Consider the following 12,440-nt stretch of genomic DNA (forward strand, 5'->3'; position numbering starts at 1 on the left):
AAGAGATCGCGATGACCTACAGACTTTCGTTTCTGGCCACGGCACTGCTGCTAACGGCATGTGCAGAGCAATACGCCCCGGTCAGCTTCACGGCAGTGGGCAATCAGATCGTCGCGTCCGGAACGATCGACCATACAACGCTCAGCGCGTTTGAAGAAGTGATGGACGAGAACCCCGAGATTAAGACGCTGGTGCTGCAAAATATCGAAGGTTCGGTCGATGATGACTCGAATGTGGTCTTCAGTCGCGTAGTGCGTGAGGAAGGGTTCGACACGGTGGTTCCGTCAAACGGGCTGGTGGCCTCGGGCGGCACCGATTTGTTTCTAGCGGGTAACCGACGCGTGCTGGAACCCGGCGCCTGCGTGGGGGTCCACAGCTGGGGCGGCGGCGGCTATGTCGCTGCGGAGCTACCCGAAGATCACCCCGAGCATGACCGGTATTTGAACTATTTCGAAGATATCGGCGTCGATCCCGACTTCTACTGGTTCACGCTGGATGCAGCATCCGAGGAAGAGATGCACTGGATGACGGCGTCCGAGGCGAACCGGTTCGACATGACTACACGGTCCGCCCCTCGCCTTGGCACTGCCGCAATCTGCGACGAACGTTAGTGCGTCAGCAGTCGCGCGCCGATTTCCTTGACGAATTTCGCCGCCACCATGGCGGTCATGCCATAGGGGTCGCGGTGCGGGTTCAACTCGACAATATCCGCGCCGACCAGCTGCCCTTTGAACCGATGGATCAGGTCGATCACCTCGCGCGTGCTGAGACCGCCAGGTTCGTGATGTGAAACGCCGGGGGCAAAGGCTGGATCCAGCGCATCGAGGTCCAGCGACAGATAGACCGGGCCGTCAAAGCTGATCTCCAGATCGGGGCGCCAGTTGCGCATGTCGATCACCTCGACCCCGAACTTGTCGGCCTGTTCCTGTTGGTGCTTGTTCATGGTGCGGATCCCGACCTGAACGAGGCGACTGATCTTGCCGGTTTCCATCACGCGGGCAAACGGGCAGCCATGGCCCAGCGGGCCAATCTGCTGGCTGTCATAAAGGTCGGGATGGCTATCGATATGCAGGATATTCAGCCCCTCGTACCGGTCCGCATGGGCCTTGATCAGCGGAAAGGCCACCGAGTGATCACCGCCCAATGACAGCAGCCGTGCGCCGGTTTCAATCCGGGCGGCGGCCCCTGCCTCGATCCGGTCGATGGGTTCCTGCCCCATCATCTCGAACACATCCAGATCGCCGGTGTCTTTGAAGCGGTCGGTTGCGCCCAGATCAGTGCCATCCTCGGCGGTCAGGTTGGCCGCGCCGGAATGCAACGCCTCGCGGATGCGACCCGGCGCAAAGGCGGGGCCTTGCAGGAACGAGGAATGCAGGTCCAACGGCACGCCCATCAGCGCGACGTCTCCGGCGGTCAGATCATGCGACATGAGAGGCCTTTCAACAAAGAATTGACGGGACATTGGTCGCAGATCACGGTCGGGTCAAGCGATCAGCGGCGGATATATGTCTGCCAAATCCATATCACCAAAAGCGCGCCCAGAACGGCGCCGATAAACCCTGAGAGCCATCCCATCACGGTGATGAGCGTGCGTAGGACCAAACCGCCCACCAAAGCGCCGACAATGCCGATCAGCATGGTGGTTGGAATATCGGCCTCGATCCGCATTAGGCGGGTGGCGAGGAAACCTGCAGCGGCTCCGACGATGATCAGGGCGATGATCGGCATATCATTTCCTCCAATGCGTGGGGACGATGATCAGCGCACCGATCGAGGACAGCACCGCGTCCAACCCCGGCGGGCCAAAGCTGATGCCGAACATGATGCGCACGAAATAGAACAGGAAAGCACCACCCACGCAGATGATGATCGACTGCAGATAGCCGTTATGGGTAAAGCCAGTCTGTTCAGACAGATAGCCTACGATCCCGGCAATCACGACCGTGCCCATCATGATCATGATCATGTACGCCTACTCCGATGACAGGCGGGTCCCGGCCGGCATGGGCCATCCCCGCAGAAAAGTTTCCCTATCCTGCGCGCCCTTGCCTGCCCGTTGCAAGCGCAGCAACTCAACTGCGCCTTCGCCGCAAGCCACGCGCAGGTGGTCGTCCAGCACCTCGCCCGGAGTGCCCCGTCCTTCGGCCAGCCGCGAAGCCAGTAGTTTGATCCGATTACCCTCGACCTCGGTCCATGCGCCGGGGAACGGGGAGAGACCGCGGATTTTTCTATCGACTTCGGACGCGGGGGCCGACCAGTCGATACGTGCCTCGGATTTGTCGATCTTGGCGGCGTAGGTCACGCCCTCATCGGGCTGCGGGTCAGGTGTAAGGCTGTGCAGTTTGGCCAGAGCCTCAACGATCAGAGCCGCGCCCATATCCGACAGGCGGTCATGGAGTTGCGCCGTGGTTTCCTCAATCCCGATCTCGGTGGCTTCGCGCAGCAGAACGGGACCGGTATCCAGCCCGGCCTCCATCTGCATGATACAAACACCGGTTTGCACATCGCCTGCCATGATCGCGCGGTGTATAGGCGCGGCCCCACGCCAGCGCGGCAACAGGCTGGCGTGAATGTTCAGGCAGCCATGGGTTGGCGCGTCCAGAATAGGTTGTGGCAGGATCAGGCCATAGGCGACGACCACCGCGATATCGGCGTTCAGCGTGGCAAAGCTGGCCTGTTCTTCGGGCGATTTCAGCGAGGTCGGATGGCGAACGTCTAAGCCCAGCGCCAAGGCACGCGCGTGCACCGGGGTTGGACGGTCTTTTTTACCGCGACCGGCGGGGCGTGGCGGTTGGCAATAGACGGCGGCGATTTCGTGCCCGGCACGGACCAGCGCATCCAGCACCGGCACCGAGAAATCTGGCGTTCCCATGAAGATGATACGCATCCGTCCCTCCGTAGGATGGGGTTTCACCCCATCTTCTGTGCTTTGCGCAGCAGCATGTCGCGTTTGACCTTGCTGAGCCGGTCGAAATACATCCGCCCGTTCAGGTGGTCGATCTGATGCTGCACGCTGGTGGCCTCGATGCCGACAAAATCGCGGCGGTCGATCTGGCCCTGTTCGTTGAGAAATTTCACAGTCACTGCGCGCGGTCGCTTTACCTTGGCGGACACGCCGGGCAAGTTCGGGCTGGCCTCGTCATGTTCACGCAGCTCAACCGAGCTGTGCAGAATCTCGGGGTTGGCCAGTCGCACAGCTTTGCCTCGCTGGGTCGAGCCATCCACGACAGCCAGCCGCAGCATAACTCCTATCTGCGGCGCAGCGAGGCCAACACCGGGCATCGCCTCCATCGTATCGATCATGTCATCCCAGATGGTGCGGATGTCGTCGGTGATTTCAGTGACATCCTCGGCCTTGGTGCGCAAGCGCTTGTCGGGCCACGGCAGGCAGGTCCGCACCGTCATGTGCGGGCCTTTTCACGCTTGAGCTTCTGCATTTTGCGCGTGATCATCTGACGCTTGAGCGGTTTGAGATAGTCGATGAAGAGCTTACCGTTCAGATGGTCGATCTCATGCTGCACACAAGTCGCCCAGAGATCATCAAAGGTTTCCTGCTGCAGATTACCGTCACGGTCCAGCCAGGTGACATCAACCGTCTTCGGGCGCGTGACTTCGGCATATTGCTCAGGGATCGACAGGCAGCCTTCTTCGTAGACGTTGGTCTCATCCGAGGAGGCGATGACCTCGGGGTTGAACATCACCAGTGGGCGTGGGGCCTCACCTTCTTCTTTGACACAGTCCACCACGATCAGCCGGTCGAGCACACCGATCTGCGGCGCGGCAAGGCCAATGCCGGGCGCGTCATACATCGTCTCCAGCATGTCATCGGCCAGTTTGCGCAGGTCGTCGGTGATGTCGGCCACCGGCGCGCAGACCTTTTTCAGGCGGGGATCGGGATGGATCAGGATATTGCGTTTCATGGGGCTGATTTAGGCCATCGCGCCCGCCTCCGCAACGGCCCCCTTGCACCTTATGGATTTGTGGTTAGCTTTCGCCTCGACAGATGGAGATGACATGACTTTCAACGACCTGATCGACCGCCGGGGCACCAACTCTTCAAAATGGGACAAGATGGAGCAGCTTTACGGTGTCGCCCCCGAGGATGGGCTGGCCATGTGGACGGCTGATTCCGACTATGCCACGGCCCCTTGCGTGATCGAGGCGGTGCGGGAAGCGGCCGATCATGGCGCGTTTGGATATTCATGGATGCACCCGGATTATCTGAATGCGATCCAGTGGTGGATGAAGACACGCCACAACTGGGAGATCGATACCTATTGGATTCTGACCTCACAAGGGTTGGGCAATGCGATTGCCCTGTGTCTGGATGTTTGGAGTGAACCGGGAGATGGCGTCGTGATCTTCACACCCGTCTACCATGAGTTTGCCCATAAGGTGAACAAATCCGGCCGCCGCGTGGTGGAATGCCCGCTGGTACGCGATGGCGACAGCTATGGGCTTGATCTGGACGATGCGCAGTCGCGGTTGGACGGATCAGAAAAGCTGCTGCTGTGGTGCTCTCCGCAGAACCCGTCAGGTCGGGTCTGGACGCCGGATGAACTGCGCGCTGTGGCGGCGTTTGCAGAGCGCAACGGGCTGATCCTTGTGTCGGACGAGATTCACCATGATCTGGTTTATCCGGGCAATACCTTCGTACCGATGGATACGGCCGCCCCCGATGCGCGCCCGTGGACGGTGACACTGACCGCGGCGTCGAAAACATTCAACATCGCCGGTCAGCGTACCGGCAACATGATCATTCCCGACGCCAAGCTGCGGGCCGAGATGCGGCACCGGATCACCACGCTGGACTATGACCCCAGTGCGTTGGGTGTGGCGATGATCACTGCCGCCTATTCGCCGGAAGGTGCAAAATGGGTCGATGAACAAATTGCCCACCTGGACGCGAACCGGAAGCTGTTTGATGCTGCCATCGCCGAGATACCGGGCCTGTGGTCGATGCCTCTGCAGGCGACCTATCTGGCATGGGTCGATTTTTCGGGCACGGGTATGAGCCACGATGAGTTTGTCCGCCGCCTACGCGAAGATGCGCGGATCGCGACATCCTCAGGCCCCGGTTTCGGCACCGGTGGAGAAACCTTCGAGCGCTTCAATCTGGCCACCCAACGCGAGCGGGTTGAAGAAGCCTGTGCGCGATTGAAGACAGCCTTTGGCGATTTACAATGAACCCCGTTCAAAAAAAACGGAGGCACGTCATGCCCAACCACCTTTTTACGCTTCCGGACATCCCAAGCATCCCGGTGCAGGGGGAACAGGCGACCTATCCGATCGGGCGGATTTTTTGCGTGGGCCGCAACTATGCCGCCCACGCTGCCGAGATGGGGCATGAGGTGGATCGTCAGGCGCCGTTTTACTTCACCAAATCCGCGCCCAACGCGGTTTTGACCGGAGCGCATGTGCCGTATCCGGCAGGGACCGAGGATTATCATCATGAAATGGAACTGGCCGTTGCCATCGGCAAGCCGGTTTTTCAGGCCACGGCCGCGCAGGCCCAAGCAGCGATCTTTGGCTACGGCTGTGCCTTGGACATGACGCGCCGCGACTTGCAGATTCGTGAGCGCAACAAGCAGCGCCCCTGGGATCTGGGCAAGGATGTGGAAAACGGCGCGGTCTTCGCTCCGCTGACCCGCGCCGATGACTGGAGCCCATCTGATGACAAGCGCATCTATCTGAGCGTCAATGAGCGGGTCGTACAAGACGCCACATTGTCAGAGCTGGTCTGGAAGATCGATGAACTGATCTCCCATCTATCGGGTTTCTACAATTTGCGCCCCGGCGATCTGATCCTGACCGGCACACCCGCCGGGGTCGGGCCTGTGGTCGCCGGAGACCGAATTGAAGGCGGCATCGATGGTTTGGCTCCTGTGCACCTGACCCTGACGGCCTCCGACTAAACCGTCCGGCCTGATCCCTGAGAATCTTGAGGCCCCATTACCGCCCGAGCGCCGGTGGCGCGTCGGTGCCAAAGATCAAACGGTGCGCGCGTCAGTCGCGGTTTTCAAGCAATGCGATCGGTGCATCCGGGGCGCGGTAGAAATCCAGTGGAGCCTTGTCCGTCGCCACAGTGTTACGCTTGAACTCATAGCGCATTTCACCCACCGCTTCTTCGTCTGCGATGATCAGGCACTGATACATGTGGTTGGCACCGTCATAGATATCGACGAGCCCACGCAGGCGCGGCGTGGTTTCGGCCTCGACGGTGAAACCATCCTTCCACAATGTCAAAATTTTGAAGCTATTGTCGCCAACCTCCACCCGCAAACGGCTGGATTTCTTGAGGGTAGCGATTCGGGCCGCATCCAATTCGGCGCGAATTTCCTTGGAAACATAGGTACTCATAATAAACTTCCCCCCTTAACATTCATTAGTCTGACGCGATTCCTGTAAAAATCCAGTGAACGGCGTCACATAAGTTTTGGCATTGCGGTTCTGGTGCCCAGACACCGCACCCCACCTGTGCGCGCATGCAGGCCTGATGCGCGCCCGGTGAAATAGGATCGTGACGCAAGACGGCCTATCTTTGACCCAATCGCAATGCGAAAGGAATAACGATGGGCCTGCTTGTCGACGGCGAATGGCATGACACCTGGTATGACACCAAATCCACAGGCGGGGCGTTCAAACGCTCGGCCGCACAGTTTCGCAACTGGATCACCGCCGATGGCGCGCCCGGCCCCTCGGGGCGCGGCGGGTTCGAGGCGGAATCGGGGCGCTATCACCTTTATGTCTCGCACGCCTGCCCTTGGGCGCACCGCACACTGATCTTTCGTGAGTTGAAAGGGCTGAGCGACCACATCTCGGTCTCGGTCGTGCATCCGGATATGCTGGATAAAGGTTGGACCTTTGAGACCGACGACCATGGCGCGACCGGCGACAAACTGTTCGGATCAGAATTTGCCCATCAAATCTACACCCGTGCCGACCCTCACTATTCGGGCCGCGTTACGGTTCCGATCCTGTGGGACAAAGTTGAGAAAACGATCGTGTCGAACGAAAGCTCGGAAATCATCCGCATGTTCAACTCGGCTTTCAACGGGATCACCGGCAACACAGACGACTACTGGCCCGAGGCAATGCGGGACGAGATCGAAGAGGTCAACGCGCGCATCTATTCCGATGTCAATAACGGGGTCTACAAATCCGGCTTTGCCACCTCGCAAGAAGCTTATGACGCCGCGGTTGGCCCTCTGTTCGACACGCTGGACTGGCTTGAGGATCGTCTGGCCCGGAACCGCTATCTTATGGGTGACCGCGTGACTGAGGCCGACTGGCGCCTGTTCACCACATTGATCCGGTTCGACCCGGTTTATCATTTACATTTCAAGTGCAACAAGCGTCGGTTGGTGGACTACCCGAACCTCTGGGCCTTTACGCGGGAGCTATATCAATGGCCCGGCGTGGCGCAGACAGTGAACATGAACCACATCGTGCGCCACTATCACTTCAGCCATGACAGCATCAATCCGCACCGAATTATTCCAGTGAATCCAACATTGGACTATTCAGAACCCCATGGGCGGGATCAGCGCCCGGCGGCGTAGTGTTCGACCATGGCCGCCAGATCCTCGGGCGGGGTCGAGCTTTGGACATAGGCGCAGGCATTGGCGCTATGGGCAAAGATTGATCCGTCCGAGAAGAATGTGGTGTTGGTGACGAAGATCACTCGCGCCTCGGGCCTGCGATAGCTTGCGAAATCGGCAACCGCCAAGGCGCTGCCGGTTTCCAGAACCAGATCCAGCACGATGATATCGAATGCGGTACCATACAGTGCCAGGATCGCGGCCTCTTGCGTTTCGACCAGCGTGACTTCGGCCTCCTGCCTTTGCAGATGCCGCTGCCAGACCCGACCTAGATCGGGGTTACTCTCAACAATCAGTACTTTCATTTGCAACAACCTCGGCACGTGATATGGGTGAGTGGTGCCGACCCCTGTTGTCCGTGATCACGCGATTTCCTTAACAAAGTGTTAACAAGGCCCGCACAGCGCCGTGATCGGGCGGATTCGCTTGTAAGAACGGCAAAAATCCGCTTGAAGCATGAGAAATAGGCGATTCCGGCTGGGGCAGATGGTTGGACAGGATGACAGATTGAACCCTCGGGCTGCACGCGATCATGGCGGTGGGCTGGATGGCGCGATGACTCTGTTTGGGGGCACGCGCGCAGACTGGATCGATCTGTCCACGGGGATCAATCCGCATGCTTATGAGGTCTCGGGCCTGCAGCCTCCGGACTGGATGGAACTGCCGGATCATGGCGCGTTCGAACGCCTCTCGGACGCGGCGCGGGTGTTTTGGAACGTGCCTGATGGGGCCGAGATTCTGCCATCGCCTGGTGCCTCTGCGGTGATTGCCCGCGTGCCCGCGCTGACCAAAGCCGGCCGCGTGCAGATCACGATGCCCACTTATAACGAACATGCCGCTGCATTCACCGCTCAGGATTGGACGGTGCACGAGAGCGGCCCGGCTCAGGCACGTGTCATCGTAAACCCCAACAATCCTGATGGGCGCATCTGGCAGGACGCGGATGTCGACGCGCCGCTGACGGTGATCGATGAAAGCTTCTGCGACGTAACGCCCGAAGCCTCGCTGATTCATCTGGCCCAGCGGCCCGGCATCGTGGTGCTGAAGAGCTTTGGCAAATTTTGGGGGTTGGCCGGATTGCGACTGGGTTTTGCAATCGGCCATCCCGATCTTATTGCGCGGTTGAATGACCTGACGGGACCATGGGCCGTATCCGGCCCGGCACTGCGGATCGGCGCGCAAGCGTTGCACGATGTAAAATGGGCTAATGAAACGCGCATGCGTCTGGCAAATGAAGCAACACGGTTGGATCAGCTTGTAACGGCCAAGGATGCGCGGCTGATTGGCGGCACCAGCCTGTTCCGCCTCTACGACGTTGATGACGCGACCGCCTGGCAAGACCGATTGGCGCGGGCGCATATCTGGAGCCGTATTTTCCCCTATTCCCGGACCTACCTGCGCCTTGGATTACCGCCAGCAGATGGTTGGGCCCGGTTGGAAGCAGCGCTGTGAGCACCGCGTTCCTATTGGTCTGCGCTATGTGTCTGGACGCAGCATTGGGTGAGCCGGATTGGCTGTGGTCGCGGATTCGCCACCCTGCCGTGTTGATGGGCAACGCGATTGGCTGGCTGGACAACCGGCTGAACCATGGAGCGTATCGCCGCCTCAAAGGGGTTGCGACGGTACTCATCCTGGTTGCGGTGGCACTCATCCTTGGCCGGTTGCTGGAGCTGCTTGGTCCGATCGTCGAGATCGTGGTCTGCGCCATCCTTCTGGCCCAGAAATCCCTGATCACCCATGTTCGCGCAGTTGGCCAAGGCCTGTTGACCTCGCTTGCCGAAGGGCGCGCGCAGGTCGCCATGATTGTCTCGCGCGATACGCGAGATATGACCGAGGCGCAGGTGGCGCGCTCGGCCATCGAAAGCGCCGCCGAAAACCTGAGCGACGGGGTGATTGCCCCTGCCTTCTGGTTTCTGGTCGCAGGTCTGCCGGGGCTGCTGGTTTACAAGGTCGTCAACACCGCCGACAGTATGATCGGTTATCGCAACGACAAATACCGCGCCTTCGGCTGGGCAGCAGCGCGGCTGGATGATGTGTTGAACCTTATCCCGGCACGCCTGACCTTTGTAATGATCGTGGCACTGTCCAGCCAATGGTCGCGCTGGGGAGAAATGGTAGAGGATGCACGCCGCCATATCTCACCCAACGCAGGCTGGCCCGAGGCAGCGATGGCGCGCGCGCTGAATATCGCACTGGCCGGACCGCGTAGCTATGATGGCCAGATGCGGGATCTTGCTTGGGTGAACGGGAATGCGCGGCAGAATATCGACGCTGCGGAGGTTTTTCGCGCATCAGACATGCTCTGGCAGGTATGGGGGCTTGCGCTTGGGCTCGTGTCGGTGTGGGTTGGGTTCAACTTCATATTCTGACGGATCAGTCTTATGCGTTTCCTTTCCGGCCTTATTGCCGCCGCCCTCTTCGCCTCGCCCGCGCTTGCCCAATGCGGCGGCGGGTTCAACACCTTCGTCAAAGGGCTGAAAGCCGAAGCCATTCAGCAGGGTTACGACAAATCCACCGTCAACAGCTTTTTCAAGGGCGTGCAGCAGGACGGAGCCGTTCTGAAAGCCGACCGCGCGCAGGGCGTATTCCAGAAACCATTCATCGACTTCTCGCGGCGCCTGATTTCACAGAACCGGATCGACCGGGGCAAGGCCATGTCGGGCAAATACGACGCGGTGTTTGACCGGATTGAGCAGGAATACGGCATTTCGCGGGGTGTGCTACTGGCATTTTGGGCGTTCGAGACCGACTACGGGTCCTTTCAGGGCGATTTCAACACTCGCAACGCGCTGGTGACGCTGGCCCACGACTGCCGCCGCCCCGAGTTGTTCCGCCCGCAGATTTTCGCCGCGATCGAGCTGTACAGCCAGGGCAATTTTGACCCCGCCCGCACCACCGGGGCTTGGGCCGGTGAAATCGGCATGGTCCAGATGCTGCCCCGCGACATTCTGGAAAACGGCGTGGATGGGGACGGAGACGGCAAGGTTTCGCTAAAAACCTCGGCGCCGGATGCACTGATGTCCGGGGCCAAGATGCTGTCGCATCTGGGTTGGCAACCGGGTCAGCCATGGTTGCAAGAGGTCAACGTGCCCGCGCAGATGGACTGGTCTCTCTCTGGCCCCGGCAAGCCCCGCTCGGTGTCCGAATGGCAGGCGATGGGCGTGCAGGCGCGCAGTGGGTCGTTGGCAAATCTGCCTGCCTCGCTGATCCTGCCACAAGGGCACAAGGGCCCCGCCTTTCTGGCTTACCCGAATTTCGACGTCTATTTCGAATGGAACCAGAGCTTCGTTTACGTCCTGACCGCCGCCTATTTCGGCACACGGCTGGAAGGCGCGCAGATCTACGACGCAGGCAACCCCGCGCCGGGGCTGACGGGCGCACAGATGAAGCAGTTGCAGAGCAAGCTACAGGCACGGGGTTATGATGTAGGCAAGATCGACGGCATCCTTGGGGCCGGAACCCGTGCGGCTGTGCAGGCTGAACAATTGCGTCTGGGTTTGCCAGCGGATGCGTGGCCAACGACACAGCTGCTGAACCAGCTATAAGGGTCAGCGCCTAGGCGACCTTTGCTGGTTCACGCTTCACTGACGGATCAAACGCATGGATAGATACCAGCGAGCCTTCTGTGACGATGGCGGTATTGGGCTGTACTTCAACCCAGCCGTCACTGTCTGCATCAAGCGGTTCGGACGATATCACTATCCCGTCTTCTGAGGTTCGGTAATGCAGACTGGGTGCATAACGGTCAGACGCATAACGCGCCGCAAATACACGCCTGCCATCTGACCAGCACGCAGCAAACCGCATATAAGGCGACGATCCGCATTGTCGGGACAGCGCTTCCACCCGCCCCACGGCCCGTGCCATTGCGTCGATCGGATTTGAATCCAGACCTTCGCCATGAGCAATCAAAAAGATCGCTTCACTTTCTGTCGCACCCATTCGGTGCCCGTATAAATGTGCCGGGATCATAGCATCGAGCTGCTGCCGGATTTGGTCATGCCCTCCAGCCTGGCCATTGTGCATGAAGCTCCATTTGCCAACTCCAAAGGGGTGACAGTTGTTGCGCGAGGTCGCAGTGCCTGTCGACGCTCTTACATGGGCCAAAAACAGTCGTGATCGTGTGTGATGAGCCAGTTGTTTGAGATTTGCATCGGACCATGCGGGATGAGTGTCCTTGTAGAAACAAGGCGTTTCGCGATCAGAATACCAGGCCAGTCCAAACCCATCGGCATTGATTGGTGTCTTCCCGATCAACGCGTTGCGGCTTTGGATGACAAGCGATTGCTCTTGCTCCTGGATCAATTCATCCAGATATCGCTGCTCCCCAACCCAAGCCAAAAAACGGCACATTTGGCATCCCCATCAGTTTTTCGATCCAGGGCATTCTACAACTTGATTTGACGATGATTATCCCGTTTTCTTCCGTTTTTGCTCAAGCTCTCTATCAAAATATCTAATTGATCGGAAAAAACAGATCAATTACTCGCTCTGACCGGATAGCGGTTGCCTTTCTCATCAATCAGGATCAACCGCTCGCCACTGCGGACATATAGGTCGCATCGGCTGAACCCGTTACGATATGCGATGCAAACGCTGCCGTCCCCGGCGATGGAATAGGTGCCAAAGGCGGTTTCGCCGCTGGCATAGGTATAGGAATAGGCCCCTCCGGCCGAGTATTTGGACTGACCGTCATCATAGAATGTCAGAGTCTGGCCCGCCAAAGCCTCAAGCTCTTGCGGAGAAAGCGGCTGGTCTCCGGGTTTGGTGGCCCATTCGGCGGCCGCAAGTGGGGTGGCGCATAGCAGAAAAAAGATCAGTGATCGGGTCATACGCTAC

General features: G+C 59.2%; 17 protein-coding genes. 7 read left to right on the top strand and 10 right to left on the bottom strand.

Annotated features, from left to right (window positions below):
• The first annotated feature begins 11 nt into the window (after positions 1 to 11).
• A complete protein-coding gene (locus ACR0NE_RS15905) occupies positions 12 to 611 on the top strand; it encodes a COG3904 family protein (protein WP_170392626.1) in 600 nt (199 codons plus the stop codon).
• Here ACR0NE_RS15905 and speB read toward each other — a convergent pair.
• The 6 genes from speB to def (ACR0NE_RS15935) form a co-directional block, all read right to left on the bottom strand.
• Positions 608 to 1,429 carry an agmatinase gene (gene speB, locus ACR0NE_RS15910; protein WP_170597424.1) on the bottom strand — a complete coding sequence of 274 codons (822 nt, stop codon included), beginning with the start codon at positions 1,427 to 1,429 and terminating at the stop codon, positions 608 to 610. The genes ACR0NE_RS15905 and speB overlap by 4 nt on opposite strands.
• Positions 1,430 to 1,491: 62 nt before the next feature.
• Positions 1,492 to 1,728, bottom strand: a complete 237-nt coding sequence (locus ACR0NE_RS15915) for a GlsB/YeaQ/YmgE family stress response membrane protein (protein WP_170392628.1) — start codon at positions 1,726 to 1,728, stop codon at positions 1,492 to 1,494.
• Between the two features lies 1 nt (position 1,729).
• The gene (locus ACR0NE_RS15920; RefSeq protein WP_170392629.1) at positions 1,730 to 1,966 is read right to left on the bottom strand and encodes a hypothetical protein; all 237 of its coding nucleotides are present in this window, start codon (positions 1,964 to 1,966) and stop codon (positions 1,730 to 1,732) included.
• Between the two features lie 6 nt (positions 1,967 to 1,972).
• Positions 1,973 to 2,887 (bottom strand): methionyl-tRNA formyltransferase, encoded by a 915-nt coding sequence (gene fmt, locus ACR0NE_RS15925; RefSeq protein WP_170597426.1) that lies wholly within the window; start codon positions 2,885 to 2,887, stop codon positions 1,973 to 1,975.
• A gap of 23 nt (positions 2,888 to 2,910) precedes the next feature.
• Positions 2,911 to 3,405: a peptide deformylase gene (gene def, locus ACR0NE_RS15930; RefSeq protein ID WP_170402334.1), complete on the bottom strand. Its 495-nt coding sequence runs from the start codon at positions 3,403 to 3,405 to the stop codon at positions 2,911 to 2,913.
• Positions 3,402 to 3,920: a peptide deformylase gene (def, locus tag ACR0NE_RS15935; protein WP_170392632.1), complete on the bottom strand. Its 519-nt coding sequence runs from the start codon at positions 3,918 to 3,920 to the stop codon at positions 3,402 to 3,404. Before def (ACR0NE_RS15935) ends, def (ACR0NE_RS15930) begins: the two co-directional genes overlap by 4 nt.
• A gap of 94 nt (positions 3,921 to 4,014) precedes the next feature.
• On the opposite strand from def (ACR0NE_RS15935), the gene ACR0NE_RS15940 reads away from it, so the two are divergent.
• The gene (locus tag ACR0NE_RS15940) at positions 4,015 to 5,187 is read left to right on the top strand and encodes a PatB family C-S lyase (RefSeq protein ID WP_170597428.1); all 1,173 of its coding nucleotides are present in this window, start codon (positions 4,015 to 4,017) and stop codon (positions 5,185 to 5,187) included.
• A gap of 29 nt (positions 5,188 to 5,216) precedes the next feature.
• Positions 5,217 to 5,915, top strand: a complete 699-nt coding sequence (locus ACR0NE_RS15945) for a fumarylacetoacetate hydrolase family protein (RefSeq protein WP_170597430.1) — start codon at positions 5,217 to 5,219, stop codon at positions 5,913 to 5,915.
• Between the two features lie 91 nt (positions 5,916 to 6,006).
• On the opposite strand, the gene ACR0NE_RS15950 is transcribed toward ACR0NE_RS15945, so the two are convergent.
• Positions 6,007 to 6,360, bottom strand: coding sequence for a hypothetical protein (locus ACR0NE_RS15950; RefSeq protein WP_170392635.1), 354 nt, complete (start codon positions 6,358 to 6,360; stop codon positions 6,007 to 6,009).
• Between the two features lie 212 nt (positions 6,361 to 6,572).
• Here ACR0NE_RS15950 and ACR0NE_RS15955 point away from each other — a divergent pair, with 212 nt between their 5' ends.
• Positions 6,573 to 7,562: a glutathione S-transferase family protein gene (locus ACR0NE_RS15955; protein ID WP_170597432.1), complete on the top strand. Its 990-nt coding sequence runs from the start codon at positions 6,573 to 6,575 to the stop codon at positions 7,560 to 7,562.
• On the opposite strand, the gene ACR0NE_RS15960 is transcribed toward ACR0NE_RS15955, so the two are convergent.
• Positions 7,544 to 7,906 (bottom strand): response regulator transcription factor, encoded by a 363-nt coding sequence (locus tag ACR0NE_RS15960; protein WP_008756687.1) that lies wholly within the window; start codon positions 7,904 to 7,906, stop codon positions 7,544 to 7,546. The two genes, ACR0NE_RS15955 and ACR0NE_RS15960, sit on opposite strands and share 19 nt — an antisense overlap.
• Before the next feature lie 181 nt (positions 7,907 to 8,087).
• Between ACR0NE_RS15960 and ACR0NE_RS15965 the strand changes: the two genes are divergently transcribed.
• Genes ACR0NE_RS15965 through ACR0NE_RS15975 form a run of 3 tightly spaced genes read left to right on the top strand, consistent with a single transcriptional unit; the run spans position 8,088 to position 11,146 of the window.
• Positions 8,088 to 9,053, top strand: coding sequence for a threonine-phosphate decarboxylase (locus tag ACR0NE_RS15965; protein WP_170597792.1), 966 nt, complete (start codon positions 8,088 to 8,090; stop codon positions 9,051 to 9,053).
• Entirely contained in the window at positions 9,050 to 9,970 is a 921-nt protein-coding gene (gene cbiB, locus ACR0NE_RS15970; protein WP_170597434.1) for an adenosylcobinamide-phosphate synthase CbiB, read from the top strand. The genes ACR0NE_RS15965 and cbiB overlap by 4 nt, the downstream gene beginning before the upstream one ends.
• Positions 9,971 to 9,982: 12 nt before the next feature.
• Positions 9,983 to 11,146: a lytic murein transglycosylase gene (locus tag ACR0NE_RS15975; protein ID WP_170597436.1), complete on the top strand. Its 1,164-nt coding sequence runs from the start codon at positions 9,983 to 9,985 to the stop codon at positions 11,144 to 11,146.
• A 10-nt stretch (positions 11,147 to 11,156) separates the two neighbouring features.
• On the opposite strand, the gene ACR0NE_RS15980 is transcribed toward ACR0NE_RS15975, so the two are convergent.
• Together ACR0NE_RS15980 and ACR0NE_RS15985 are read right to left on the bottom strand one after the other, a co-directional pair.
• Positions 11,157 to 11,954, bottom strand: coding sequence for a class II glutamine amidotransferase (locus ACR0NE_RS15980; RefSeq protein ID WP_170402350.1), 798 nt, complete (start codon positions 11,952 to 11,954; stop codon positions 11,157 to 11,159).
• 125 nt (positions 11,955 to 12,079) lie between these two features.
• Positions 12,080 to 12,433 (bottom strand): hypothetical protein, encoded by a 354-nt coding sequence (locus ACR0NE_RS15985; protein WP_170597438.1) that lies wholly within the window; start codon positions 12,431 to 12,433, stop codon positions 12,080 to 12,082.
• Positions 12,434 to 12,440 lie beyond the last annotated feature (7 nt).

Source organism: Ruegeria sp. C9 (assembly GCF_056537585.1).

Bases quoted from the DNA above. Each gene is read 5' to 3' on its own strand.
- ACR0NE_RS15920 (WP_170392629.1), bottom strand. From the start codon at position 1,966: ATGATCATGATCATGATGGGCACGGTCGTGATTGCCGGGATCGTAGGC.
- ACR0NE_RS15945 (WP_170597430.1), top strand. From the start codon at position 5,217: ATGCCCAACCACCTTTTTACGCTTCCGGACATCCCAAGCATCCCGGTG.
- speB (WP_170597424.1), bottom strand. From the start codon at position 1,429: ATGTCGCATGATCTGACCGCCGGAGACGTCGCGCTGATGGGCGTGCCG.
- ACR0NE_RS15940 (WP_170597428.1), top strand. From the start codon at position 4,015: ATGACTTTCAACGACCTGATCGACCGCCGGGGCACCAACTCTTCAAAA.
- def (WP_170392632.1), bottom strand. From the start codon at position 3,920: ATGAAACGCAATATCCTGATCCATCCCGATCCCCGCCTGAAAAAGGTC.
- ACR0NE_RS15955 (WP_170597432.1), top strand. From the start codon at position 6,573: ATGGGCCTGCTTGTCGACGGCGAATGGCATGACACCTGGTATGACACC.
- ACR0NE_RS15960 (WP_008756687.1), bottom strand. From the start codon at position 7,906: ATGAAAGTACTGATTGTTGAGAGTAACCCCGATCTAGGTCGGGTCTGG.
- ACR0NE_RS15905 (WP_170392626.1), top strand. From the start codon at position 12: ATGACCTACAGACTTTCGTTTCTGGCCACGGCACTGCTGCTAACGGCA.
- fmt (WP_170597426.1), bottom strand. From the start codon at position 2,887: ATGCGTATCATCTTCATGGGAACGCCAGATTTCTCGGTGCCGGTGCTG.
- ACR0NE_RS15975 (WP_170597436.1), top strand. From the start codon at position 9,983: ATGCGTTTCCTTTCCGGCCTTATTGCCGCCGCCCTCTTCGCCTCGCCC.
- ACR0NE_RS15980 (WP_170402350.1), bottom strand. From the start codon at position 11,954: ATGTGCCGTTTTTTGGCTTGGGTTGGGGAGCAGCGATATCTGGATGAA.
- ACR0NE_RS15965 (WP_170597792.1), top strand. From the start codon at position 8,088: ATGGTTGGACAGGATGACAGATTGAACCCTCGGGCTGCACGCGATCAT.
- ACR0NE_RS15985 (WP_170597438.1), bottom strand. From the start codon at position 12,433: ATGACCCGATCACTGATCTTTTTTCTGCTATGCGCCACCCCACTTGCG.
- def (WP_170402334.1), bottom strand. From the start codon at position 3,405: ATGACGGTGCGGACCTGCCTGCCGTGGCCCGACAAGCGCTTGCGCACC.
- ACR0NE_RS15915 (WP_170392628.1), bottom strand. From the start codon at position 1,728: ATGCCGATCATCGCCCTGATCATCGTCGGAGCCGCTGCAGGTTTCCTC.
- ACR0NE_RS15950 (WP_170392635.1), bottom strand. From the start codon at position 6,360: ATGAGTACCTATGTTTCCAAGGAAATTCGCGCCGAATTGGATGCGGCC.